We start from the raw sequence: 25,552 nt of genomic DNA on the forward strand, positions 1-25,552 counted from the left end.
ACGTGCATGTTCATCCGAATGAAACTGGCCCTCGCCGCAGTGGCGCTGAGTGCCGCGCCGCTCTGGGCCCAGCAGGACAGCATCACGCTCGGCATGGTGCTCGAGCCGCCAAACCTCGACCCCACCGCCGGGGCTGCCGCCGCGATCCGCGAAGTCACCTATGCCAACATCTATGAGGGGCTGACGCGCTTCGGGCCGGATGGCTCCGTTCTTCCCGCGCTCGCCCGTGAATGGGAGATTTCCGAAGACGGGCTGACCTATACCTTCCACCTGCAAGAAGGCGTCACCTTTCACGACGGCACGGAATTTTCCGCCGAGGATGTCAGGTTCACGCTCGATCGCGCCCGCGCCGAGGACAGCACGAACGCACAAAAGCAGCTTTTCGCCGCCATTGCCGAGGTGACGGTGATCGACCCCGCCACGGTCGAGGTGCGCCTGTCGGAACCGGACGGCGCGTTCCTGTTCAACATGGCCTGGGGTGACGCCGTCATCCTTTCGCCGGACAGCGCGGACACGAACGCGACGAACCCGGTCGGGACCGGACCGTTCCGCTTTGTCCGCTGGATGCAGGGCGACCGGATCGAACTGGAACGCTATGACGGCTATTGGGGCGAACCGCCCGCGCTGGCCCGCGCCACCTTCCGTTTCATCGCGGACCCGACGGCGGCCTTCGCGGCGGTGATGGCGGGCGATGTGGACGCCTTCCCGAACTTTCCCGCCCCCGAAACGCTGGCGCAGTTCGAGGCCGATCCGCGCTTTTCCGTCATCGTCGGCTCGACCGAGGGTGAGACGATCCTGTCGATGAACCACGCCCACCCGCAGCTTTCGGATGCCCGCGTGCGCGAGGCAATTGCCCATGCGATCAACCGCGAAGACATCATCAACGGCGCGATGTTCGGCTATGGCACCCCCATCGGCACGCATTTCGCGCCGCACAACCCGGACTATCTGGACCTCACCGACCTGTCCCCCCACGACCCGGACCGCGCCCGCGCCCTTTTGGCCGAGGCGGGGGCCGAGGGAATGACGCTCCGGCTGATGCTGCCGCCCCCCACCTATGCCCGCCGGGGCGGAGAGATCATCGCGGCCCAGCTGGCCGAGGTCGGCATCCAGACGCAGATCACCAACATGGAATGGGCGCAGTGGCTGGAACAGGTCTTTTCCGGCCACGACTTCGATCTGACCGTCATCAGCCATACCGAGCCGATGGACATCAACATCTATGCCCGGCCCGAGTATTACTTCGGCTATGACAACCCCGAGATGCAGCGCATCATGGCCGATCTGCGCGCCACCACCGATCCCGCCGGGCGCAGTGCCCTGCTGCAAGAGGCGCAGCGCGTCATCGCCGAGGATCATGTCAACGGGTTCCTCTTTCAGCTTGCCAAGACGGGGGTGGCCAATGCCGCCATCGAAGGACTGTGGGAAAACGCCCCCGTCCCCGCCAACGACCTGACGGGCGTGCGCTGGACGCAGTAGGCGCCGCGCAGCCACCGAATGCCGAAGGCAAAGACGACGAGGTGACTACGGAAAGGCCCCGGACGATGGTCCGGGGCCTTTCGCTGCCTTGGCGCATTGACCGGGGCCGTCTTGCCACGATCACCCCAAGGCTGGCTTTCTCTTCCCTGCGTCAGCCTGCGATGCTGCGACCCGGGCGCAGGTCTTCCACATCCTTGCGGCGCCGCACCTCTTCCTGCGCGCGCCGCAGGGCGCAGTTGAGGTAATGCAGCTTGCTCTGGCTGCCGCCGTCCGCCGCAGCCGGCACAGTGCTCGAGGGACGGCCCTTGCCCCGGATTTCGCGCCGCTGCCGGCTGGCGATTTCCTTGGCGCGGTCGCGGCGGTCGCGCAGGCGGCCGATCAGGTCGTTCAACTCTCCATCCCCGAGCCGCCCGAGTACGGGATAGCGCGCGCGCAGCGCCAGGTCGCGTTCGTCGCGGCTCAGGGCGCGGGCTTCCTCCTTGCGGTGATCGGGCATGTCTCCTCCGGTGTCGTATGATTTGTCACCGGCTGAACGCATCATCCCGGCGCCGGTTCCAGAGGACTGTCCCAGCATCGGGCAAGGTCCGGAACGAAGAAAGGCGGCGGGTCGACCCGCCGCCTTACCTGGCCTTCATGGAAGAGGCCTGACGCCTCACTGCACCGCGCTGACCTCGACCGTTTCGGGCGGGGGCACCTGCAGCGTTTCAAGAACGGTCGGCGCAGGCTGCGGGCCTTCCAGGCGGCGGCTCTCGGCCTCGGACCGGACGCGGACGCGCTGGCCCGACCCGACGCGTTCGTAAAGGTCGATGATGTCCTGATTGAAAAGCCGGATACACCCGGCCGAGGTGGCATTGCCGATCGAGGCGACATCGTTCGTGCCGTGGATGCGATACATCGTGTCGCGCCCGTTGCGATAGAGATAAAGCGCCCGCGCCCCCAGCGGGTTCTCGATCCCGCCGGGCAGACCGGCGCGATAGGGGCCGTAGATGTCGGGATCGACGCGGATCATGTTGGCGGTCGGCGTCCAGCTCGGCCATTCGGCGCGCCGCCCGATCACGGCATTGCCGCTGAAGCCCCGCCCCTGCCGGCCCACCGCCACGCGATAGCGCATCGCCTCGCCGGGGGCGGTCACAAGGTAAAGGAACCGCGCATAGGGATCGACGACGATCGTCCCGGGCCGTTCGGTTCCCGCATAGGCGACCATCTGGCGCTGGTTTACCGGGTCGAGGTATTCGGCGGGCACCGGCGGGATGTAATGGCGACCATCCTGCACCTCTTCATAGCCCGGTACGATGACCGGTTCCGGCGGAAGCTCTTCCTGCGGCATGGGCGGCGCGGAACAGGCCGCGAGGCCGACACAGGCCGCCAGAAGCGTGAGCCGAAGGAAGGAGGAAGGCGCCGAGACAGGTGCCGTGACAGAGGCCGAGCCGGCCCCGGCGAAATGACTGCGAATGAATCTCATGGAGGATCAATCCTTATCTGCTACGCCATAACCCACGGGAAAGACGCCGGTTCCGCGAAACCGTCACGCCCGGTCACGGGTGTCAACCCCGGGCCAGCGCCCGAGCGGGCACAGGCCGCGTTGCCGTGCCCCCAGGGACACGCCACGGGCAAGGAGCGGACGCAAGCCATCGGGCCGCCCTGCCCAAAGAACCGGCAAGTTGCAGCGCCCTGCCCGCGCGGGTCAGCTTTTGCTGGACCCCGCCCGCCACGGCGCATAACCTCTGCCACGATACCCGCGGGAGCACGATGATCCGCTACGTCCTCAACCGACTGATTTCGCTCGTTCTGAGCCTTCTGCTGGCGAGCATCGTCATCTTTGCGGTGATCGAGGTCATCCCCGGCGATCCGGCGGCCTACATGCTTGGCATGAACGCGGCGCCCGAAACCGTCGCCGCCCTGCGTCGCGACCTGGGGCTGGAGGCAGGGCCGCTCGCCCGTTATCTCGGCTGGGTGACGGGGCTTCTTTCGGGCGATTTCGGCACCTCCTACACCTATCGCGTGCCGGTGGCCGATCTCATCACGGCGCGGCTCGGGGTGTCACTGCCGCTGACGCTTTATGCGATGCTGCTTTCGACCGTGATCGCGCTGCCGGTCGGGCTGGTCGCCGCCGCACGCCGGGGGCGGGCCACCGATTACGGCATCATGGGGGTGACGCAGCTTGGCATCGCCGTGCCGAATTTCTGGTTCGCGATGCTCCTGGTGCTGATCTTCGCCATAACGCTGCGCTGGTTCCCCTCGGGCGGGTTTCCGGGGTGGGAGGCCGGGTTCTGGCCCAATATCACCGCGCTGACCCTGCCCGCCGTTGCACTGGCGCTGCCGCAGGCGTCGATCCTTGCGCGGGTCATGCGCTCGGCGGTGCTGGAGGTGCTGGATCAGGACTTCATCCGCACCGCCCGCGCCAAGGGCCTGAGCCGCCCGCAGGCGATCCGGCGGCACGCGCTGCGCAATGCGATGATCCCGGTCCTGACGATCCTCGGGCTGCAATTCTCGTTCCTTCTGGCAGGGGCGATCATCATCGAGAATGTCTTTTTCCTGCCGGGTCTCGGCCGCCTGATCTTTCAGGCCATCACCCAGCGCGACCTGATCGTGGTGGAATCCGTCGTAATGCTGCTGGTCTTTGCCGTCATCCTTGTGACCTTTCTGGTCGATCTGGCCTATGCCGCCATCGACCCGCGCCTGAGGCGGCGATGAGGGGCGGTGTGCGGGTGCCGCCCGCGCTGATCCTCGGGGCGGGGCTGGCCGGCATGGCGGCAGTTGCGGCGCTCGTCTCGTTCTTCTGGACGCCCTATCCGGTGGCGGGCATGAATATCGCCGCCCGCCTCTTGCCCCCCGGGATGCCGCATCTGCTGGGAACCGATCATTTCGGGCGGGACGTGCTGTCGATGCTGATGGTGGGGGCGCGCACCTCGATCGCCGTCGCCATCGTCGCGGTGGGGATGGGCATGGCGCTTGGCGTGCCGCTGGGTCTTCTGGCGGCGGCCCGGCGCGGCGGTCTGGTGGATGAGGTGGTGATGCGCGGCAACGACCTGATCTTTGCCTTTCCCGCGCTGGTCATCGCGATCCTGATCACGGCGGTCTTCGGACCCTCGGCGCTCAACGCGATCATCGCCATCGGGATCTTCAACACGCCGGTCTTCGCGCGGGTCACGCGGGGCGCGGCGCTGTCGCTCTGGACGCTCGACTATATCCGGGCGGCGCAGGTGGCGGGCAAGGGCGCGCTGCGGATATCGGTCGAACATATCCTGCCCAACATCGCGAACCTCTTGATCGTGCAGGCGACGATCCAGTTCTCGCTCGGCATCCTGGCCGAGGCCGGGCTGTCCTATATCGGCCTCGGGGCGCAGCCGCCGACGCCGAGCTGGGGCCGGATGCTGGCCGAGGCACAGACGATGATCACCCTCGCGCCGCATCTGGCGCTGGTCCCCGGCCTTGCCATCGTGGTGACGGTGCTGGGCCTGAACCTGATGGGCGACGGGCTGCGCGACATCCTCGACCCCCGCCTGAGGCGCGCGAGATGAGTCTGCTGCACGTCCGGAACCTGAATGTCGCGATCCACGGCACGCCGATCCTGAACGATATCGGTTTCGCGCTGGAGCCCGGCCAGATCATGGGGCTGGTGGGCGAAAGCGGGTCGGGCAAGTCGATGACCTCGCTTGCGGTGATGGGGTTGTTGCCGGGTGGTGCGACGGCCACGGGGCAGATCCTGCTGGACGGGCAGGACCTGACCGCACTGGACGACCGGGCGATGGGGCGCATCCGGGGCCGCGACATCGGCATGATCTTTCAGGAACCGATGACGGCGCTGAATCCGATGCAGACCATCGGCGATCAGGTGGCCGAAACGCTGATGATCCACGGCGCGGCCAGCCGGGCCGAGGCGCAATGCGCCGCCCGCGACCGGCTGGACCGCGTCGGCCTGCAGGCCTTTCCCGCCAGCCGCTATCCGCATGAACTCTCGGGCGGGCAGCGCCAGCGGGTCTGCATCGCGATGGCCGTGGCCCTGCGCCCGCGGCTGCTGATCGCCGACGAACCCACGACCGCGCTCGACGTGACGACGCAGGCGCAGATCCTCGCGCTTCTGGGCGATCTCGTCCGGGCCGAGGGGATGTCGCTGCTCATGATCACCCATGATCTGGCGGTGGTCGCGGGCCTCGCTGACCGGGTGGCGGTCATGCAGCACGGCAGGATCGTCGAGGACGGGGCCGCGCGCGATGTGTTCCGGCTGCGCCGCCACGCCTATACCCGGCGGCTCTTCGCCGCGACCGATCACCGGCCCGTGCGGCAACCGGCAAGGCCCGCAGATCCCGCCACGCCCGTCCTGCAGGTCGAGGGGGCGGTCCGCGACTACACCCTGCCCCGTCGCACTCTCTTCGGCCCCGCGCCCCGGCTTCATGCGGTACGCGGCGTCAGCTTTGCCCTGCATCAGGGGGAAAGCCTGGGCCTCGTGGGGGAATCCGGCTGCGGGAAATCCACGCTGACCCGCGCGATCCTGGGGCTGGAACCGCTGCAGGGCGGCCGCATCACCCTTGACGGGCAAGAGGTCTTGGCCGGGCGCGTACCCCCGGATCTGAGGGCAAAGGTGCAGGTGGTCTTTCAGGACCCGTATGGCAGCTTCAACCCGCGCCACAAGGTGTCCCGCCTGATCGCGGAACCCTTTCACCTGCGCCCGGCCCCGGACCGGCGCGACCGGGTGGCCGAGGCGCTGCGGGACGTCGGCCTCATGCCCGATGACATGAACAAGTATATCCATGAGTTCTCGGGCGGGCAGCGTCAGCGGATCGCGATTGCCCGCGCGCTCATCATCCGGCCCCGGCTGATCGTTCTGGATGAGGCCGTCTCGGCCCTCGATGTGCAGGTGCGGGCGCAGATCCTTGACCTGCTGGCGGGGTTGCAGGACCGGCTCGGCCTCTCATACCTCTTCATCAGTCATGACCTGTCGGTGGTGCGGGCGATTACCGACCGCGTGATGATCATGCGCGCGGGGCAGATCGTCGAGGACGGGCCGACCGAGGCGGTCTTTGCCGATCCGGCCCATGACTACACGAAGACCCTGATCGCGGCGACGCCGCAGATCCCGCAGGACTGGAGGGCAAGGGATGCAGGAGCTCTGGTTTGATCCGTCGCGGCTGTTCATCGGCGGCAGATGGCAGGCGGCGCAGGATCACCTGCCGGTCACGAACCCTTCGGACGGCACCGGGATCGGGCAGATCGCGCGCGGCAGCGCCGGCGACATCGACGCAGGCGTCGCGGCCGCCCGCGCGGCACTGCAGGACGACTGGGGACGGCTGAGCGCCGCCGAACGCGGGCGGTTGCTGACGCGGCTGGGCGGGCTGGTCGCCGATCACGCCGAAACGCTGGCGCGGATCGAGGCGCAGGACGTGGGCAAGCCCCTGCGGCAGGCCCGGGCCGATGCGCTGGCGCTGGCGCGCTATCTGGAATTCTACGGCGGCGCCGCCGACAAGGTGATGGGCGAGACGATCCCCTATCTTGACGGCTACACCGTCTACACGCTGCGCGAACCCCATGGGGTGACGGGGCATATCATCCCGTGGAACTATCCGATGCAGATCATCGGCCGGTCGGTCGGCGCGGCGCTGGCGATGGGCAATGCCTGTGTCCTGAAACCCGCCGAGGAGGCCTGCCTCACCGCCCTTGCCTTTGCCGATCTGGCGCGGCAGGCGGGGCTGCCGGCCGGGGCGCTGAATGTCGTGCCGGGACTGGGCGCCGAGGCGGGCGCGGCGCTGGCAGGCCATGGCGGGATCGACCATATCTCTTTCACCGGGTCGGTCGCGACCGGTGCTGCCGTGCAGGCGGCCGCCGCGCGCAACGTGATCCCCGTCACGCTGGAACTGGGGGGCAAGTCGCCGCAGATCGTCTTTGACGATGCCGATCTCGATGCGGCGCTGCCCTTTCTGGTCAATGGCGCGATCCAGAATGCGGGGCAGACCTGTTCGGCGGGCTCGCGCATTCTGGTTCAGCGCGGGCTGCACAAGCGGCTGGCCGAGGCGATGGGCGCGCGGTTCGACGCACTGCGGGCCGGACCGGCGCTGGCGGATCACGATCTGGGCCCGCTGATCTCGCCCCGGCAAAAGGGGCTGGTCGAGGGGTTCATCGCCCAGACTGACGGACTGCCCGTCGCGGGGCAGGGCCGCATCATCGACGATGCGCCTGCCGGGGGCAGCTATGTCGCGCCCCTGTTGCTCGATGATGTGCCGCCGGACCATCCGCTGGCCCGGCAGGAGATATTCGGCCCCGTGCAGGTCATCATCCCGTTCGAGACCGAGGCGGAGGCGCTGCAGATCGCGAACGGCACCGATTACGGCCTTGTCGCCTCGGTCTGGACGCGGGACGGGTCGCGGGCCATGCGGCTGGCGCGGGGGCTGCGGGCGGGGCAGGTTTTCCTGAACAACTACGGCGCGGGCGGCGGGGTGGAACTGCCCTTTGGCGGGCGCGGCAAATCGGGCCATGGCCGGGAAAAGGGCTTTGAGGCGCTTTACGGCTTTTCCACGCTCAAGACCGTTGCGGCACATCACGGCTAGGGGGGACAGTCGATGCGACTGAAGGACAAGACGGCCATCGTCACCGGGGGCGGGTCGGGCTTTGGCGCGGGGATCGCGCGCATGTTCGCGGCCCAGGGCGCGCGCGTCATGGTGGCCGATATCAATACAGCCGCCGCGCAGACGGTCGCGAATGAAGTCGGAGGTATCGCGCAGACGGTCGATGTGGCGCAGAACGACAGCGTCGCCGCCATGGCCGCCGCCGCGCGGGACATGTTCGGGACCATCGACATTCTGGTGAACAACGCGGGCATCACCCATCTGCCCCAACCGATGGAGGATGTGGCCGAGGACGAATTCGACCGCGTGCTCGCCGTCAACGCCAAGTCGGTCTACCTGACCGCCCGCCATATCGTGCCGGGAATGAAGGCCGCCGGGCGGGGCGCGATCCTCAACATCGCATCGACGGCGGGCGTGTCGCCGCGCCCCCGGCTCAGCTGGTACAACGCCTCCAAGGGCTGGATGATCACGGCCACGCGCGCGATGGCGGTCGAACTGGCGCCCTTTGGCGTCCGGGTCAATGCGCTGAACCCGGTTGCCGGGGAAACGTCCCTGCTGCGATCCTTCATGGGCGAGGATACGCCGGAAATGCGCGCGCGCTTCCTGTCGACGATTCCGCTGGGCCGGTTTTCCACGCCCGAGGATATGGCGAATGCCGCCACCTTCCTCTGTTCGGATGAGGCGTCGATGATCACCGGCGTCGCGCTGGAGGTCGATGGCGGGCGCTGCATCTGATGCGGCCCGGCGCGGGCAACCTCATCACCGACGTTCCCGGCCTGATGGTCGGCAATGCACAGGATCTGGCGCTCAAAAGCGGCAGCACGGTCCTTGTGGCGCAGCGCCCTTTCGTCGCCGGCGTCAGCGTCATGGGTGGCGCGCCCGGAACCCGGGAAACGGATCTCCTGGCCCCCGACCGTCTGGTGCAGGAGGTCGACGCGCTTGTGCTCTCTGGCGGTTCGGCCTTCGGGCTCGATGCGGCGTCGGGGGCGGCCGACCGGCTGCGCGAGATGGGCCGGGGGTATCGGATCGGCGGGCATCATGTGCCGATCGTGCCGGGCGCGATCCTTTTTGACCTGACGAATGGCGGCGACAAGGGCTGGGTGCAGAACCCCTACAAGGCGCTTGGGCGGGCCGCGCTGGACGCGGCGGGGCCGGATTTCGCGCTTGGCACGGCGGGGGCCGGCACCGGGGCCACGACGCAGGGGCTGCGAGGGGGGCTTGGGTCAGCCTCGGCCGTTCTGGAAAACGGGATGACGGTCGGTGCGCTGGTCGCGGTGAATGCCGTGGGATCTCCGATCGTGCCGGGCAGCCGCGCCTTCTGGGCCGCCCCGTGGGAGCTTGGGCAGGAATTCGGCGCCATCCCGCTGCCGCGCCGCTTTCCGGCCGGGGCGGAACCGGCCCCCACCAAGGGGCTGCGCGCCGCCACGACCATCGCCATCGTCGCGACCGATGCGGTGCTGACACAGGCGCAGGCGACGCGCATGGCCATCGCGGCGCAGGACGGAATCGCGCGCGCCGTGGTGCCGAGCCATACGCCGCTGGACGGCGATCTGGTCTTTGCCGCCGCGACCGGAGAGAGGCCGCTGGCCGATCCTGTGGCCGATGCCTATCGGCTGGGTCATGCGGCGGCGGCCTGCCTTGCGCGCGCCATCGCCCGGGCGGTCTTTTGCGCGACGTCCCTGCCCGGGGACCTCTTGCCCTGCTGGCGCGACCTAGCCGAGTAGGATCTGCACCATCCGGCTGTCGGGCTCGGCCAAGGGATCGATCACATCGAAATGGTGCCGGGCCGGGGCAAGATGCAGCGGCGCCACCCAGGCCTCGGACAAAAGCCGCGCCTGATCCAGAAAGGCGGGCCTTTCGTCCGCGCCGACCCATATCTGCACCCGGGCCTCGGGCGCGGGGCAAAGCGCGGGGCTCTGCGCCGCAGCCTCGGCCGCGTCGAGGCGCAGATCCGCGTTCATCGAGGTCCGCAAAAGCGGCCGCAGATCGGCGAGCGGGGAGATCGGCATGATCCGCCGCAACCGCCCCCCGACACCGGGCATCGCCGCCGCCATATCCGCGCATCCCAGTCGCGCCACCAGATGCCCGCCTGCGGAATGCCCGGCCAGCACCACCGGCCCCGGAACCTCGGCCGCGACCCGCGCGGTCGCCTGCGCCGCCTCGGCCACGATCCCGGTTATCCGGGCAGCGGGGGCAAGCGTGTAGCCCGGCACAGCCACCGCCCAGCCCTGCGCCAGCGCGCCCGCTGCCAGATGCGACCAGTCGCGCGGCCCGAATGCCAGCCAGTAGCCGCCGTGGAAAAAGACCATCACCCCCTGCGGCGCACCCTGCGGCAGAAACAGGTCGATGACCTGCCGGGCGCCGTCGCCATAGCGCAGTTCCACCGGCGGATGTTCGGCCCGGAACGCCGCCGCCCGCGCGGCCCAGCGGGCGGGATAGCCGGGTCCGTCCGGGATATGGGCCGCGTTTGAATAGGCGTCGTCCAGATCCGTCAGGTCATGCCGGACGGCGGGGCTGTCGGGCGCGGGTCGTTCCATCTCCATTCCCTCACTGGACATTGCGACGGCATGGGTATCCAATCGCGGCAAACGAAATATGGCAACCACGAACGGAGGCCCCGATGCTCGACACCGTCACCGATCTGCGCGCAATGCTCAAGGACCCGTCCCTGCTTGTCACCGACGCCTATGTCGCGGGCGCGTGGGTGCAGGCCGACGATGGCGCTACGTTCGAGGTGCGCAACCCCGCCCGGGGCGACGTGATCTGCACCGTCCCCGATCTGGGCCGGGCCGAGGCCGCCCGCGCCATCGCCGCCGCCGAGGAGGCACAGCGCGTCTGGTCCGCGCGCACCGCCAAGGATCGCGCGAATACCCTGCGCGCCTGGTACAACCTGATGATGGAAAACCAGGACGATCTGGCCCGCATCCTGACCGCCGAAATGGGCAAGCCACTGGCCGAGGCGAAGGGCGAGATCGCCTATGGCGCCAGCTTCATCGAATGGTTCGCCGAAGAGGCCAAGCGCGTCTATGGCGAAACCATCCCCGGCCACATGCCCGACAAGCGCATCACCGTGATCCGCCAGCCGATCGGGGTCGCGGCCTCGATCACGCCGTGGAACTTTCCCAACGCGATGATCACGCGCAAATGCGGCCCGGCCCTGGCCGCCGGCTGCGGCTTTGTCGCGCGCCCGGCGTCGGAAACGCCGCTTTCGGCGCTTGCCATCGCGGTGCTCGCGGAACGGGCGGGCCTGCCGAAGGGCATCTTCTCGGTCATCACATCGAACCGCGCCTCGGACATCGGCAAGGAATTCTGCGAGAACCCGATCGTCCGCAAGCTGAGCTTTACCGGATCGACCGAGGTCGGCCGCATCCTTTTGCGGCAGGCCGCCGATCAGGTGATGAAATGTTCGATGGAACTCGGCGGCAACGCCCCCTTCATCGTCTTTGACGACGCCGATCTGGATGAGGCGGTCAAGGGCGCGATGGCGTCGAAATTCCGCAACAACGGCCAGACCTGCGTCTGCGCCAACCGGATCTATGTGCAGACCGGCGTCTATGACGCCTTTGCCGAAAAGCTGGCGGCGGCGGTGGACAAGCTGCGCGTCGGCGACGGCCTGTCGGACGGGGTGGATGCGGGGCCGCTGATCAACGAGGATGCCGTCGGGAAGGTCGAGGAGCATATCCGGGACGTGCTCGACCATGGCGGGCAGGTGGTGACGGGCGGCAAGCGCCATGAACTTGGCGGCACGTTCTTTCAGCCGACCGTCGTGACCGGCGTCACCCAGTCGATGCGGGTCGCGCATGAGGAAACGTTCGGCCCGCTCGCGCCGCTCTTTCCGTTCGAGACCGAGGCCGAGGCGATCCGGCTGGCGAACGACACGATCTTCGGCCTTGCCGCCTATTTCTATGCCCGCGACATCGGGCGGGTGACCCGGGTGCAGGAGGGGCTTGAGTACGGGATCGTCGGCGTGAACACCGGCATCATCTCGACCGAGGTCGCACCCTTTGGCGGGGTCAAGCAGTCGGGGCTGGGCCGCGAAGGCAGCCGTCACGGGATCGAGGATTACCTAGAGATGAAGTATATCTGCACCTCGATCTGAGAGGCGTCTGACCTGAGGCGTTGACCACAGCAAAAAAGGGCGTGCCGCGGCACGCCCTTCGTCATTTCCCCTGAACGGGATGTGGCGGGATCAGTTCACCTGCCGGGCCTCGATCTGCGGGGCCGAGGCGATCTCGATCCGGCGGGGCTTCAGCGCCTCGGGCATTTCGCGCACGAGGTCGATATGCAGCATCCCGTCGGCATGGGTCGCGCCGGTCACGCGCACATGGTCGGCAAGGTGGAACCGGCGCTCGAACGCGCGGGTCGCGATGCCGCGATGCAGGTAGACGCGGCCTTCATCCTCATCAGCCTTGCGGGCCGCGATGTGAAGCGCGTTTTCCTTGACCTCGACCGTCAGTTCATCTGCGGTAAAGCCTGCGACGGCGAGCGAGATGCGATAGGCGTTCTCGTCCGTCTTTTCGATGTTGTAGGGCGGATAGGTGGGTTGCGTGACCTCGGTCGACAGAACCCGGTCCATAAGGTCGGCAACACGGTCGAACCCGACGGTTGCACGGTAAAGCGGCGACAGATCAAAGCTGCGCATGGTCATCCTCCTGAAGAAGCGATGTATGTTATGCCCTCCCGCATGGGACGGGCCGAACCCCGGACCCTGTTGGCGCCCGGGATGATCCTCAGGTGGGAAGCGTGGGCAGGCCTGTCAAGGGTTCAACCCGGGGGTTCATTTCAGGGGTTCAGTGCGCGCGGTTTGGGTCCGCCCGCGGCCCAGTCCAGCAATTCGACCGTATGCACGACCGGCGTGGCGGTGCCCTGCCCGATCTGCATCATGCAGCCGATATTGCCCGCGGCGATGATGTCGGGATGCCGGGCCTCCAGCGTCTGCACCTTGCGGTCGCGCAACTGGGCCGAAATCGCGGGCTGCAGCAGGTTGTAGGTGCCGGCCGAGCCGCAGCAGAGATGGCTGTCCGCGGGCTCTGCCACGTCAAACCCCGCGCGGGTCAGCAGGTCCTTGGGCGTTCCGCGCACCCGCTGGCCATGCTGGAGGGAACAGGCCGCATGATAGGCCACCCGCAGCCCCTTGGGCGCTCCTTCCGGCAGGCCGAGTTCCGCCACGATCTCGGTCACGTCGCGCGCCATCGCGGCAACCTCGGCGGCCTCGGCGGCAAGCGGGTCATTGCGGAACATATGGCCGTAATCCTTGACCGTGGTGCCGCAGCCGGATGTGTTGATGACAACCCTGTCCACACCTGCATCGCTCCAGGCCCGGATATTCGCGGCGGCGAAACCATGCGCCTCATCCCGGCGCCCCATGTGATGGGTCAGCGCGCCGCAGCACCCCTGCCCCTTTGCCACCACCACCTCGCATCCCAGCCGCCGCAGCAGGCGGATCGTCGCATCGTTGATATCGGTGTTGAGCGCGCGTTGCGCACAGCCGGTCAAGAGCGCGACGCGCATCCGCGCGGTGCCCTTGGCGGCAAAGACCTGCGGATCGTCGTTGCGGCTGACCGGCGGCACCCGGCGCGGCGCCATCGCGATCATCGCCCGCAGTCTCGCATCGGGGATCAGCCGGGCAAGAGGCCGCGCGACCCGCGCGCCCGCGAGCGCAAGGCGAAAGCGCATCGGATAGGGCAGCACCCGCGCCAGCAGCCAGCGGAGCGCCCGGTCGTGCCACGGCCGGCGATAGGTCGCCTCGATATGTTCGCGCGCGTGATCGACAAGGTGCATGTAATGCACGCCGGAGGGACAGGTCGTCATGCAGGACAGGCAGGACAGGCAACGGTCGATATGCTTGACGGTCTTTTCATCGGCCGGACGCCCGGATTCCAGCATGTCCTTGATCAGATAGATGCGGCCGCGGGGGCTGTCCAGCTCATCCCCCAGCACCTGATAGGTGGGACAGGTCGCGGTGCAAAATCCGCAATGGACACAGGCGCGCAGGATCTCGTTCGAGCGGGCGATGGCCGGGTCGCGCAACTGTTCGGGCGTAAAGGTCGTCTGCATGTCAGGCCCCCATCAGCCCGGGATTGAGAATGCCGCGCGGGTCGAACTGCCGCCGCAGCCCAGCTGCAAGCGCCGCGACCGGCGCGGATTCCGGATGAAAGGCGCCCAGGGCGGCGCGCGTCTCTTCATCGGCACGGATCAGGGTGGCGTGACCCTGAAAACCGCCCAGAAGCCCCCGCAGGTCGGTGCCCGCCGGAACGAGCGCCCAGATCAGCGCCCCGCCCCAGTCGAGAACGACTTCACCCGGGATGCGCGCGGCAAGGGCCGGCGCATCGGTCGCCTTGGAGGAGATGCGCCAGACATCGCCCGCTCGGCCCGCGAAATCGGTCACGTCGCGCAGGCCAGGCCAGGGGTCCGCCCCCTGCCAGAGCGACAGCGGCAGTTCCGCCGCCAGCCGTTCCACGCGATAGGCGACCGAGGCCGCGAACCCCTCCAGCCGCAGAAAGACCCGGCCCGCCCGCCAGCCCGCGCCCGTGACCTCATAGGGTGTACGCAGGGCGGCGGCCATGAGCGGCACCGCCTCGGCCAGCGGAAGATCGGCGGCCAGCGTCGCCTGTGCCTCGGGGGCGGGCAGGACCTTGAACGAAAGCTCGGTCAGAACCCCAAGTGTGCCGTGGCTGCCGGCCATCAGCTTGACCAGATCATAGCCGGTCACGTTCTTCATCACCCGGCCGCCATTCCGGATCACATCGCCACGCCCGTCGACAAAGCGGACGCCGATCAGGCTGTCGCGGCAGGCACCCGCCTGCAACCGGCGCGGGCCCGAGACATTGGCGGCGACGATCCCGCCGATCGTCGGCTCACCCTGGGTGCCAAGAAGCGCGCGGTGATCCATCGGTTCGAAGGGCAGGCGCTGCCCCTCGGCGGCAAGGGCAGCCTCGACCTCGGCCACGGGCGTACCGGCACGCACCACAAGCGTGAGCGCGCCGGGTTCGTAAAGCGTGATGCCGCGCAACCCGACCGTCAGCGGCGCGCCCTGAACGGGATTGCCGATGGGCCGCGTGCCGCCGCCCCGGATGCGCAGGGGCACGATGGCACGGCGGATCGCGGCCGCCAGATCCTCTTCGGTGCGGACGATCATGCGGCGCGGCGCCCCTCGGTCACGGCAAGGGGGAAAACCTTGGCGGGATTCAACAGCCATCGAGGGTCAAAGACATCCTTGACACGCAACTGCGCCTCAAGGTCCTCGGGGCCGAACTGCACGGTCATCAGGTCGCGTTTCTCGACACCCACGCCGTGTTCGCCGGTCAGGCAGCCGCCGACCTCGACGCAAAGGCGCAGGATCGCGGCGCCGAACGCCTCGCACCGTTCCAGATCGCCGGGCTTGTTGGCGTCGAACAGGATCAGCGGGTGCATGTTGCCATCCCCGGCGTGAAAGACATTGGCGACCCCAAGGCCGTATTCCCGCGAAAGCTCGCCGATGCGGCGCAGCACATGGGGCAGGCTGGAAACCGGGATCGTCCCGTCAAGACACATGTAATCGCCCATCTGCCCCATTGCGCCAAAGGCCGATTTGCGGCCCAGCCAGATGCGGGCGCTTTCGTCGGCGCTGCGGCTCTGCCGGATTTCTATCGGGTCATGGCGCTGCGCGATTTCCGTGACGCGGGCAAGCTGGTCGTCGATCTCGGCAGGGCTGCCCTCAACCTCGACGATCAGCAGCGCCTCGCAATCGGGATAACCGGCCCTGGCGAAATCCTCGCAGGCGCGGATGCAGGGGCGATCCATGAACTCGATCGCGACCGGCAGGATCCCCGCGCGGATGATGTCGCCGACGCATTCGCCCGCGACCTCGTTCGCACCAAAGGCAATGAGAACCGGACGCGCGCCCTCAGGTTTTGGCAGGATGCGCAAGACCGCCTCGGTCACGATGCCAAGCTGCCCCTCGGACCCGCAGATCACCCCCAGAAGGTCGAGCCCCGGCGCATCCATATAGGGCCCGCCCAGTTCGACCACCGTGCCATCCATCAGCACAACGGTCGCCCCCAGCAGGTTGTTGGTCGTCACCCCGTATTTCAGGCAATGGGCGCCCCCTGAATTCATCGCGATGTTCCCGGCGATCGCGCAGGCAAGCTGCGACGACGGGTCGGGCGCGTAAAAGAACCCGTCCGCCTCGACCGCTCCTGTCACCGCAAGATTCGTGCGCCCCGTCTGCACCCGCACGAAACGGTTGTCGTAATCGGTTTCCAGCACCGCCGTCATGCGCGCCACCCCAAGGATCACGCTGTCCGCGGTGGGCAGCGACCCGCCCGCAAGCGAGGTGCCCGCCCCACGCGGCACGACCGGCACGCCCTCTTCGTGGCAAATCCCGAGCAGCGCCGACACCTCGGCCGTGCTGCGCGGCAGGACAACCGCCAGCGGCGGGCAGCGATAGGCGGTCAAGGCGTCGCATTCATAGGCGCGCGTCTCGGTGGGGTCGGAAATGACCTCGCAGACCTGGCGCAGGCGCTCGGTGATCCGGTCCTTGCGGGCCAGGATGCGCGTATCGGGCTGGGGCATCTCCATCAGGTGGCCTTTCGCTGGATATGGTAAGATTTTATTACCAATTCTGGCGCATAACAAGCAGCTATCGTCAAAGGAAAAACTTTCCTGCATCCCGCCGCTGCGCTAGCCTTTCGCCATGATCCTGCCCGAGTATCTGCGCCTCTTTTCATATCTCGACCTGCTTGCCCTCGGCCTTCTGGTGGGCTCGAGCCTTGCCATCGGCTGGCGGATCGAGCGGGAGGATACCCCGAACCGTTCCGTCGCCGTGCTCATGTCGGCCTACCGCCGCGAATGGATGCGCCATTTCGTGACGCGCCAGCCACGGATATTCGATGCCAATATCATCGACAGCCTGCGGCAGGGCACAAGCTTTTTCGCATCGGCCTGCATGATCGCGATCGGGGGCGGCCTTGCGCTTGTGGGCAACAGCGAACGGCTGATGGGCCTCGCGCGGGACCTGACGCTGGAAACGGCGCATGCGGTGGTGCTGGAAATCAAGGTGATGGTCGTGATCCTGTTCATCGCCGGGGCCTTCCTGAACTTCGTCTGGGCGCACCGGCTGTTCGGCTATTGCGCCATCGTCATGGCGGCGGTCCCGAACGAACCGGACGACCCGGTGACCTATGCCCGCGCGGCACAGGCGGCCGAGATCAACATATCCGCCGCACGGAACTTCAATCGCGGGCTGCGCGGGGTCTATTTCGCATTGGGTGCGTTGCCATGGCTGGTGGGCGCGGTACCGCTGATCGTCTCGACGGCGCTGACGGTCTGGGTCCTGTGGCGGCGGGAATTCGCCTCCCGCTCGCGCGAGGTCATGCTTTCGCGCCTTCCGGGCGCCTGAGAAGCCGCAGGAACTCCACAGGGCAGGGTTGTCGCGCGCACAGTTTTCGGGCAGCGTCTGCGCGGGCGGGCAGCGGCCCGCGTAACTCAGAGGCGAGTGATGTCAAAAAGTTGCAAGTTGGGTTTGATCGGTCTGCTGGTTCTGGCACAGCCGGCGCTGGCACAGGTGGATACCTCGGGGCTGACACCCGTGGATGCCCCCGAAGAGACGTCGGAGGAGGCGGAAAACGGGTTCTGCGGCCAGCCGCTGGCGCTGACCGACACGGCGGCCGCAGCGCTGCAGCCGGGGTATGAGACGCAGACGGTCCCCCTGATCATGCAGCGCGGCGAACCGCGATATCTCGACTTCTCGGTGACCGGGGATGGGACGGAGGTTCAGATCCGGACCCGGGCGGAAGCCGACGGCGACACGATCCTTGCGCTTTACAACGCGGGCGGAGAGCGGATCGCCTTCGACGATGACAGCGGCGGCGGGCTGAACTCGCTTGTGCGGATGACGCTGGCGTCGGGCGACTACTGCGCGCAGGTCCGCCTGTTCGGCTCGCAACCGCCGGAACGCACCGATGTCACGCTTTTCGTCGAACCGGCGACGGGCGAGGTCCCTGCGGATGGGGGCAGTACGGATTATGTGGACCCGGGCGTCACCGCCACCGGGTCCGCCGCAATGTGCACCGACCCGACCGACCTTGGCGCGATGCCCGAAAACGGGCTTGTGCAGCAGGGCATTGCCCCCGCCGGTGGCACGGAATGGTTCAGCCTCTCGGTTCCGGCAGACCAAACGATCCGCATCGACGCCCGCAGCACGAGCATCGACACGGTTCTGACGGTCCGCGATTCCAGCGGCGCCCGGCACGAGAATGACGACTACGAAGGCACCGACAGCCGGCTTGTGCTCGAAAGCGGAACGGGCGAATTCTGCATCGGCGTCAATGCTTATGGCGGCGGCGAAGGTCCCTATCAGCTTGCCGTGGCGGTGGTCGATGAACAGATGATGCTGCGCGAGGCGGTTCAGTCGGGCGACATGCTGCCGCGCGACGGCGACGCGGTGGTCGAGGATCTGGGCACGATCGAGGCAAGCGCGCGCAGCAGCCGCCTGACCGGCGACCGGACGCTCTGGACGAAATTCCGGGTCACGGAACCAGGGCTGATCGTCGTGCAGGCCACGGCGATGAACGAGAGCTTTGACCTGCGTCTCTACAACGCCGACGGTCGCGTCCTGAGCCAGAACTGGGGCGATGGCATGACCGGCGCGCAGATCCTGAATGAACTGGTCCCCGGTGAATATTACATCGCCCAGATCGCACAAGCCCCCAGCACGGCGGCCAAGGTGCGGCAGGTCGTCGTGACGCGCTATCTGCGCGCCGGGCAGTAACGGCGAACGGAGGGGGCCGCCCTAGCGGCGGCCTTCTCTCAGCCAGGCGCCGACGATCAGGCCTGCGGCCAAAAGCAGGAACGCCCAGGCCGGCAGGATGGCCGCGACACTCACATCCGTCGTCACATAGGCGTCACGCGGGGTCAGGCCGATCCATCCGCGGCCCGTGGCGGGGCGTCCTTCGCGCACAAGGCGCAGATCGGGCAGCCCCTCTTCCAGCCGGTGAACGCCACCGCGCGAATCCTCGGCCAGCGGGGCAAGCGGCGCGCCCGTGGCGATGGTTTCCTCGAACTCGCGCGGCGCAGAGGGGCCGAGCGCCACCACAGCCTCATGTTCCCCGTCCGACAGCCGGTAGAGCCCGATCTCCGGCGCGTCCCAGACGGCAGAGAACCGCCCCGGCGAGATTTCCTGCAACGACAAGACCGTCTCGGACCCGTCCGGCGCCGTCACCGTGACGTCGGGCGCGCCCTCGTTCAGCGTGCGCCGGGTGATTGTCATCTGCTGCCCCTGCGCCGTGGCGATCAGCGCCTCTTCCTCCAGCTCGGGCTCTTTCATCATCCAGTGCGCGAGCCGCCGCAAAAGCTCCAGCTGCGGGCCGCCGCCCTCATATCCACGCCCCCAAAGCCATGCGTGGTCCGAGGCGAGCGTCGCGACACGCCCCTCGCCGGCGCGGTCCAGCAGCAACAGCGGCCGGCCGTCAGGCCCCGCCATCACGACCTGCCCTTCGGGCTGCACATCGACCAGACGGAACCAGCGCCCCCAAGGCGGGCCCTGATCCTCGGCCGCAGTGGTTGCACCTGCAAACTCCACCAGCCCCTCGGTCACGGGGTGGCGGGCGCCGGTATCGGTCACCTCGGGGTGAAATCCGCCCTCGAACACGCGCCCCGTGGGCACACCCGGCAGCACATCGGCAAGACCGGTGCGATAGATGCTGTCGGCAGATCCGTATTCCGGCCCGCCCGCCACCAGAAGCGCCCCGCCCCGCAGGACGTAATCGCGGATATTGTCGAAATAGGCCGCAGGCAGGATGCCCCGGCGGCGATAGCGGTCAAAGATGATGAGATCGAATTCCTCGATCTTCTCGACAAAAAGCTCTCGCGTCGGAAAGGCGATCAGCGACAGTTCCGAAACCGGCACGCCATCCTGCTTTTCGGGCGGCCGCAGGATCGTGAAATGCACGAGGTCGACGGCCGCATCCGCCTTGAGAAGATTGCGCCAGACCCGTTCGCCCGCATGGGGTTCCCCCGAGACCAGCAGCACCCGCAGCCGGTCGCGCACGCCGTTGATCTGCACCACCGCGGTGTTGTTCCGGTCGGTCAGCTCAGCCTCTTCGGTCGCGACCTGGAATTGCAGGATGTTGATGCCGCCCCGGTCGAGCGTCACGGGCAGGTTCAGATCCTCACCCACCGGGACGCGAAAGACCTGTTCCGCGCCGCCATCGACCGAGATCGTCAGTTGTGCCTGTCCCGCGACATCGGCGGGCACCGCCCCCTGATCCTCGACCCGCAGCGTCAGGGTGACAGGTTCGCCCAGTATGGCAAAGGCGGGCGCGTTGCGCACCACAAGGCGGCGGTCCCAGTCATCCGCCCGCCCCGTCAGGAGCACATGAAAAGGCGCCGGCATCTCTGGCGCAAGGTCCAGATCATGAACCTGCCCGTCGGTCAGCAGGATCGCCCCCGCGATGCGCGAACGCGGCTCATTGGCCAGCGCCTCGTTCAGGGCGGTCATGGCGCGTGTGCCGGTATTGCCCTCGCCGTCACCAAAGCGGACGACGCGCAGGTCCATGTTTTCCAGCGCGCCGATCCGGTCCGTCAGCGCCGACATGGCGTCCTCAAGTTGCGCCGGGCGGTCAGACAGATCCTGGCTTGCGCTTTCATCGACAACGAAGATCGCGATATCGGCAAGCTGCGTCCGGTCCTCGGACTGAAGCGAGGGGTTGCCGAGCGCCGCCAGAACCGCAAGCGCCGCGAGCCCGCGCAGCCACCACCCGGGCAGCCCGCGCCAGAGCGCCACCGCCACCATCACGCCAAGCGCCGCCGCCAGGGCCCAGATCACCGGCCACGGCACAAGCGGATCAAGTACCACACCGCCCATCATTGGCCCAGCCTTTCCAGAAGCGCAGGCACATGCACCTGATCGGATTTGTAGTTTCCGGTCAGGACGTGCATCACAAGGTTGATGCCAAAGCGATAGGCGATCTCGCGCTGGCGTTCGCCGGCAAAGCCACGGCCCACAGGCATCAGGGGCAGGCCGCGATCGTCGACCGCCCAGGCCGAGGCCCAGTCGTTGCCCCCGATCACCACCGGCGTCACCCCGTCATTGAGATTGCGGAACGGCATCCCCTCGACCGCCTCGGGGTCTGGCGGCGCGGCCTCGACCCACAGGCCACGGCCCATATGGCGCCCCGGGAAATCCTGAAGAAGGTAAAAGGTGCGGGTCAGCACATGATCTTCGGGCAGCGGTTCCAGCGGCGGAATATCGAGTGGCGCGGCAAGCGTCTGCAGATGCCGGCCCGCCGGCGTGCTGCCGCCGAACCCGGCCACATCCGCATCGCGCGTGTCAAAGAGGATCATGCCACCCGTGCGCAGATACTGGTTCAGCCGCGCATAGGCCGCATCCGACGGCACCGGCTGCCCCTCGGTCACGGGCCAGTAGAGGAAGGGGAAAAACGCGATGTCATCCTGTTCCAGATCGACACTCACCGGCGCCGCAGGCTCGACCGAGGTGCGTTCGAACAATCGTTGCGACAGGCCGCGCAGACCGGCCTCGGCCACGCGGTCCAGCTGCGCGTCGCCGGTCAGCACATGGGCAAGAACAAACGTGCGCGTGGCCTCCAGCGCGAATTCGTCATCGGCCATGGAACGGTCGGCGGTCAGTGTCGCAAAGGCGATGGCGGCGATCATCGCCACGGCGCCGCGCCGCATCCGGCCCGACAGGAACAGCGAGGCGATCAGATCCAGCACCAGAACCCCCGCCGCGAGCGCGAGGAGCATCCCCTTGAGGCCCGTCTCCTCCGCCTCGGTCAGCCCCTCGACCGGGATGCGCTGCGGCCATTGCGCGGGCATCAGCGTGGTGTCGGCCGCGGCCACGTTAAGCGCCATGTAGCGGTCGTCCGACGCATAGAGACCGGGCGGCAGGGCGGGGCCGATCTCGGGCTCGGCCATCGCCTCGCCGGGGATGCCGGGCATCTGGCCCGCATCAGAAAGCGTACCGAATGCGTCGAGAACCCGTTCCGGCACCCATGTCGTTCCGGCCAGATCGGCGGCATCTGCGCCGGCCGGCCGGGTCGAGACGGCCAGCCGTTCGAGCATCTGCACGAACAGCCCCGAAAGCGGGATCGTCGACCATTCCGCATTCGCCGTCACATGCATCAGGACCACCTGCCCCTGCCCCAGCGGCTTGCGCGTGACCAGGGGTGTGCCATCCGCCAGCGCGGCGATGGTCCGTTCCGCCAGATCCGGGTCGGGCTGGGCCACCACCTGCGCCGAGACGGTCACATCCTCGGGGACCGGGAGGCCATAAAAGGGCGAGGTTTCGGCAAAGGGCCGCAGCGCCTTCGGTTCCCCCCAGCTCATGGCGCCGCCGACCGCCCGGCCGCCTTCCCGCAGGCGAACCGGCATCAGGCGGTCCTCTTCGGCACGCGACACGTCACTGGCGGCCAGACGGGGTCCGGCAAAGCGCAGCAAGAGCCCGCCTTCCTCGACCCAATGGGCAAGGGCATCGCTGTCGGAAAGGCTCAACCGTGCCACATCCGCCAGAATGACGACGTCCGGCGCCGCCAGAAGCGCGTCGGACAGCCCCGCCTCGATCAGTTCCGCCGTGGGTTCAAGCGCCTGCCGCAGGTAATGCAGCGGCGACAGGAGTTCGAGCCCCTCGCGGTCCGCGGCGCCTGCGACCAGCGCCACCTTGCGGCGGCGCAAGCCGTCATCGGCCAGACTGACCGCAGCCGCAGACCGCTGCCCCGCGATCTGGAACCGCGTGATCCGGTTGCGCAACTCGGTCGGCAGGGAAAATGCGCCCTCGGCCCGGTCCGCGCCCGCCGGATAGCTCAACGGCACCTGCGCCAGTTCGCGTTCAATCCCGGCCGGGTCGAGCCCGTGGGCCACGACGGTGATTTCGGCCGGATCGGAGGCCGGGCTGCGCAGGGCGGTGACGCGGATTTCGCCCTCGTCAAAGACCGGGGGCAGCAGCGCATGGATCGGGCGCGGCGATTCAAAGACGCTGACCGGCCCCCGGGATTCCAGCGCCGACAAAAGGGGCGCGCGGGTCGCCCGGTCGAGCCCGTCCGAAAGCCAGTAGGTCTCAAACCCGCCGTCGAGCGCTCCGGCCCACTGCGCCAGCCTGTCCGGGTCGGGCTCCCAGGGGGCGGGCGACAAGCCCTGCAGGCGGCTGGCCCAGACTTCGGCCGACTGAAATTCCGGCGCGGCGGGGGACGGGTCGGTCAGCACCGCGACCGCAACCGGGCGCCCGCTGCGCCCGGCCTCGGCCAGAAGCCCCTGCACCCGGTCCTGCCGGGCCGGCCAGTCGCGCGCATCCGCCCATGTCCCGTCCATCAGGATCAGGAGCGGCCCGTCCCCGGTCCTGCCCTGTTGCGGGTTGAGCACCGGCCCGGCAAAGGCAAGGATCAGCGCCGCAACCGCAAGCATCCGCAGCGCCAGAAGCCACCAGGGCGTGCGGTCGGTCTGCACCTCGGCATCCCGGAGACCAAGCAGCAGCGCGACACCCGGAAAGCGCCGCCGCAGGGGCGCAGGCGGGACAGCGCGCAACAGGAACCAGAGCACCGGCAAGGCGATCAGCGCCGTCAGCAACAGCGGCGCGGTAAAGCCGATGGGGCCAAGCATCAGCATCAGCGGCCCCTTTCCAACGCGCGATAAAGCCAGAGAAGCGCGGCCTGCGCGGGCTCTCCCGTATGATGGGTGGAAAAGCGCCAGCCGACAGCCTGTGCCAGATCGGCAAGCTCCGCGCGGCGCTCGGCCAGGCGGGCCAGATAGGCGCGGCGCAGATCGCCCGCGCGCAGCGTCTCATGCCGCAGGCGGCCGGTCATGCTTTCGAAGATCGTGCGCCCCTCATAGGGGAACGCCTCTTCCACGGGGTCGAGCACCTGCACCAGAACGCCGCGCACCCCCCGGTCGGCCGCCGCCGCCAGCGCCCCGCGCACCGGCGCCGGATCGCCCAGGAAATCCGACAGAAAGACCGCCCGCGACTGCGGCGGCAGCATGTCCGTCCCCGGCACGCCGTATTCGTCCGCGCCCTCGGCGATCAGGGCGGCCGCAAGCGGCATCGCCTGCGCCTGCCCCGCCCGGGCCGGCACGTTTGGCAAAAGGCCCACACGTTCGCCCCCGCGCAGCAACAGAAGCGCCAGCGCCAGCCCCAGACGCCGAGCCCGCGCACCCTTGTCCGGCCGCTGCGCATCACCGCTGAACGCCATGGACCGGCTGTCATCGACCCACAGGCTGACGGTCTGCGCCGCCTGCCATTCCTTTTCCCGGATGAAATGGGCGTCCGACCGGGCCGAACGCCGCCAGTCGATGCTGCGCGCCGGGTCGCCCGGCATGGCGGGCCGGTATTGCCAGAACTCGTCGCCCGTGCCCGCGCGGCGGCGCCCGTGTTCCCCAAGGATCAGCGTCGCCGCCAGATGTTCCGCATCCGCCAGAAGCGCCGGAAGCCCGGTCGCAAGCGCCTCTGCATCCCGCCTGAGCCGCGCAGGAAAGGGAACGGTCGCGTCGTTCACGCGGCGGCCCCGGTGCGTCCCAGCCCCCCGGCAACCTCTGCGATCACATCAGCCAGCGACAGGCCCCGCGCCCGGGCGGCAAAGCCGAGCGCCATCCGGTGCTGAAGGACCGGTTGCGCCATATCGGCCACATCGTCGACAGAGGGCGCAAGCCGCCCGTCCATCAGCGCCCGCGCCCGGACCATCAACATGAGCGCCTGCGCGGCCCGGGGCCCCGGCCCCCAGCTGACATGTTCAGTGACCAGCGGATGTGCCTCGGGCTCATCGGGGCGACAGGCGCGGACCAGATCGAGGATGCGTTCCACCACACCATCGCCCACCGGCATCCGCCGCAGCACCGTCTGCGCCGCAAGCAACTCGGCCGAGGTAAAGACGGCATGGGCGCGGTCATCCTCGGTGCCCGTCGTCGCCAGCAGGATCTCGCGTTCCGTCGCCCGGTCGGGATAGGCCACGTCGATCCGCACCAGAAACCGGTCGAGCTGCGCCTCAGGCAATGGATAGGTCCCTTCCTGTTCCAGCGGGTTCTGCGTCGCCAGAACGTGGAAAGGTGCACCCAGCGGGCGGTGCTGGCCGGCGATCGTCACCTCGCGTTCCTGCATCGCCTGCAGAAGGGCCGACTGGGTCCGGGGGCTGGCGCGGTTGATCTCGTCGGCCATCAGCAACTGGCAAAAGATCGGTCCCGGCAGAAAACGGAAGGCGCGGCTGCCATCGCCGGCGGTCTCCAGAACCTCGGACCCCAGGATGTCGGCGGGCATCAGGTCGGGCGTGAACTGGATGCGCTTGCCATCCAGCCCCATCACGGTCGAGAGCGTGTCGACAAGCCGCGTCTTGCCCAGTCCGGGCAACCCGATCAGCAGGGCATGCCCCCCCGAAAGCATCGCCCCCAGCGTCAGGTCCACGACCCGCGATTGCCCGATGAAGCGGCGGTTGATGCTTTGCCGTGCCTCTGCCAGCCGCTCGCCCAGGCGTTCGATCTCGGCGATCAGCATGGTTGGATCGGCCATGGCCACTCTCCCTCTCGGCGCTATATTC

Annotated in this window: 21 protein-coding genes; 10 read left to right on the forward strand and 11 right to left on the reverse strand. The window is 68.2% G+C overall.

What is annotated here, in order from left to right:
• Window positions 1-6 precede the first annotated feature (6 nt).
• Window positions 7-1,479, forward strand: coding sequence for an ABC transporter substrate-binding protein (locus ACFSGJ_RS04880; RefSeq protein ID WP_390259874.1), 1,473 nt, complete (start codon window positions 7-9; stop codon window positions 1,477-1,479).
• A gap of 151 nt (window positions 1,480-1,630) precedes the next feature.
• Here the strand turns inward: ACFSGJ_RS04880 and ACFSGJ_RS04885 are convergent, their stop codons facing one another.
• Window positions 1,631-1,975 (reverse strand): hypothetical protein, encoded by a 345-nt coding sequence (locus ACFSGJ_RS04885; protein WP_390259875.1) that lies wholly within the window; start codon window positions 1,973-1,975, stop codon window positions 1,631-1,633.
• A gap of 156 nt (window positions 1,976-2,131) precedes the next feature.
• Window positions 2,132-2,941: a L,D-transpeptidase gene (locus ACFSGJ_RS04890; protein ID WP_390259876.1), complete on the reverse strand. Its 810-nt coding sequence runs from the start codon at window positions 2,939-2,941 to the stop codon at window positions 2,132-2,134.
• Between the two features lie 287 nt (window positions 2,942-3,228).
• Here ACFSGJ_RS04890 and ACFSGJ_RS04895 point away from each other — a divergent pair, with 287 nt between their 5' ends.
• From ACFSGJ_RS04895 to ACFSGJ_RS04920, 6 genes are read left to right on the forward strand one after another with little or no spacing between them, the layout of a single operon-like run.
• Window positions 3,229-4,173, forward strand: a complete 945-nt coding sequence (locus ACFSGJ_RS04895; protein WP_390259877.1) for an ABC transporter permease — start codon at window positions 3,229-3,231, stop codon at window positions 4,171-4,173.
• Window positions 4,170-5,000 carry an ABC transporter permease gene (locus tag ACFSGJ_RS04900; protein WP_390259878.1) on the forward strand — a complete coding sequence of 277 codons (831 nt, stop codon included), beginning with the start codon at window positions 4,170-4,172 and terminating at the stop codon, window positions 4,998-5,000. The genes ACFSGJ_RS04895 and ACFSGJ_RS04900 overlap by 4 nt, the downstream gene beginning before the upstream one ends.
• Window positions 4,997-6,598: an ABC transporter ATP-binding protein gene (locus ACFSGJ_RS04905; RefSeq protein WP_390259879.1), complete on the forward strand. Its 1,602-nt coding sequence runs from the start codon at window positions 4,997-4,999 to the stop codon at window positions 6,596-6,598. Before ACFSGJ_RS04900 ends, ACFSGJ_RS04905 begins: the two co-directional genes overlap by 4 nt.
• Window positions 6,579-8,021, forward strand: coding sequence for an aldehyde dehydrogenase family protein (locus ACFSGJ_RS04910; RefSeq protein WP_390259880.1), 1,443 nt, complete (start codon window positions 6,579-6,581; stop codon window positions 8,019-8,021). The genes ACFSGJ_RS04905 and ACFSGJ_RS04910 overlap by 20 nt, the downstream gene beginning before the upstream one ends.
• A 12-nt stretch (window positions 8,022-8,033) precedes the next feature.
• The gene (locus tag ACFSGJ_RS04915) at window positions 8,034-8,774 is read left to right on the forward strand and encodes a glucose 1-dehydrogenase (RefSeq protein WP_390259881.1); all 741 of its coding nucleotides are present in this window, start codon (window positions 8,034-8,036) and stop codon (window positions 8,772-8,774) included.
• Window positions 8,774-9,763: a P1 family peptidase gene (locus ACFSGJ_RS04920; protein ID WP_390259882.1), complete on the forward strand. Its 990-nt coding sequence runs from the start codon at window positions 8,774-8,776 to the stop codon at window positions 9,761-9,763. Before ACFSGJ_RS04915 ends, ACFSGJ_RS04920 begins: the two co-directional genes overlap by 1 nt.
• Here the strand turns inward: ACFSGJ_RS04920 and ACFSGJ_RS04925 are convergent.
• Window positions 9,752-10,576, reverse strand: coding sequence for an alpha/beta hydrolase (locus ACFSGJ_RS04925; protein ID WP_390259883.1), 825 nt, complete (start codon window positions 10,574-10,576; stop codon window positions 9,752-9,754). The two genes, ACFSGJ_RS04920 and ACFSGJ_RS04925, sit on opposite strands and share 12 nt — an antisense overlap.
• An 83-nt stretch (window positions 10,577-10,659) precedes the next feature.
• On the opposite strand from ACFSGJ_RS04925, the gene ACFSGJ_RS04930 reads away from it, so the two are divergent.
• Complete coding sequence (locus ACFSGJ_RS04930; protein ID WP_390259884.1) at window positions 10,660-12,138, forward strand: NAD-dependent succinate-semialdehyde dehydrogenase; 1,479 nt, start codon at window positions 10,660-10,662, stop codon at window positions 12,136-12,138.
• Window positions 12,139-12,228: 90 nt separating this feature from the next.
• Here the strand turns inward: ACFSGJ_RS04930 and ACFSGJ_RS04935 are convergent, their stop codons facing one another.
• The 4 genes from ACFSGJ_RS04935 to ACFSGJ_RS04950 form a co-directional block, all read right to left on the reverse strand.
• On the reverse strand, window positions 12,229-12,681 hold the full coding sequence (locus ACFSGJ_RS04935; protein WP_390259885.1) for an Hsp20 family protein: 453 nt from the start codon (window positions 12,679-12,681) through the stop codon (window positions 12,229-12,231).
• 140 nt (window positions 12,682-12,821) lie between these two features.
• Window positions 12,822-14,096: a glycolate oxidase subunit GlcF gene (gene glcF / locus ACFSGJ_RS04940; protein WP_390259886.1), complete on the reverse strand. Its 1,275-nt coding sequence runs from the start codon at window positions 14,094-14,096 to the stop codon at window positions 12,822-12,824.
• A gap of 1 nt (window position 14,097) precedes the next feature.
• Window positions 14,098-15,177, reverse strand: coding sequence for a glycolate oxidase subunit GlcE (glcE, locus tag ACFSGJ_RS04945; RefSeq protein WP_390259887.1), 1,080 nt, complete (start codon window positions 15,175-15,177; stop codon window positions 14,098-14,100).
• Window positions 15,174-16,598, reverse strand: a complete 1,425-nt coding sequence (locus ACFSGJ_RS04950; protein WP_390259888.1) for an FAD-linked oxidase C-terminal domain-containing protein — start codon at window positions 16,596-16,598, stop codon at window positions 15,174-15,176. Before ACFSGJ_RS04950 ends, glcE begins: the two co-directional genes overlap by 4 nt.
• A 115-nt stretch (window positions 16,599-16,713) precedes the next feature.
• Between ACFSGJ_RS04950 and ACFSGJ_RS04955 the strand changes: the two genes are divergently transcribed.
• On the forward strand, window positions 16,714-17,418 hold the full coding sequence (locus ACFSGJ_RS04955; RefSeq protein ID WP_390259889.1) for a DUF599 domain-containing protein: 705 nt from the start codon (window positions 16,714-16,716) through the stop codon (window positions 17,416-17,418).
• Window positions 17,419-17,535: 117 nt separating this feature from the next.
• Window positions 17,536-18,789, forward strand: coding sequence for a DVUA0089 family protein (locus ACFSGJ_RS04960; protein WP_390259890.1), 1,254 nt, complete (start codon window positions 17,536-17,538; stop codon window positions 18,787-18,789).
• Between the two features lie 21 nt (window positions 18,790-18,810).
• Here ACFSGJ_RS04960 and ACFSGJ_RS04965 read toward each other — a convergent pair whose 3' ends face one another.
• The 4 genes from ACFSGJ_RS04965 to ACFSGJ_RS04980 are packed head-to-tail and all read right to left on the reverse strand — an operon-like array spanning window position 18,811 to window position 25,524.
• A complete protein-coding gene (locus ACFSGJ_RS04965) occupies window positions 18,811-20,886 on the reverse strand; it encodes a hypothetical protein (RefSeq protein ID WP_390259891.1) in 2,076 nt (691 codons plus the stop codon).
• Window positions 20,883-23,636 carry a DUF4159 domain-containing protein gene (locus ACFSGJ_RS04970; RefSeq protein ID WP_390259892.1) on the reverse strand — a complete coding sequence of 918 codons (2,754 nt, stop codon included), beginning with the start codon at window positions 23,634-23,636 and terminating at the stop codon, window positions 20,883-20,885. Before ACFSGJ_RS04970 ends, ACFSGJ_RS04965 begins: the two co-directional genes overlap by 4 nt.
• Window positions 23,636-24,520, reverse strand: a complete 885-nt coding sequence (locus ACFSGJ_RS04975) for a DUF58 domain-containing protein (RefSeq protein WP_390259893.1) — start codon at window positions 24,518-24,520, stop codon at window positions 23,636-23,638. The genes ACFSGJ_RS04970 and ACFSGJ_RS04975 overlap by 1 nt, the downstream gene beginning before the upstream one ends.
• Window positions 24,517-25,524 carry an AAA family ATPase gene (locus tag ACFSGJ_RS04980; RefSeq protein WP_390259894.1) on the reverse strand — a complete coding sequence of 336 codons (1,008 nt, stop codon included), beginning with the start codon at window positions 25,522-25,524 and terminating at the stop codon, window positions 24,517-24,519. Before ACFSGJ_RS04980 ends, ACFSGJ_RS04975 begins: the two co-directional genes overlap by 4 nt.
• Between the last annotated feature and the right edge of the window lie 28 nt (window positions 25,525-25,552).

Source organism: Halodurantibacterium flavum (assembly GCF_042681825.1).
Classification (GTDB): Bacteria; Pseudomonadota; Alphaproteobacteria; order Rhodobacterales; family Rhodobacteraceae; genus Halodurantibacterium; species Halodurantibacterium flavum.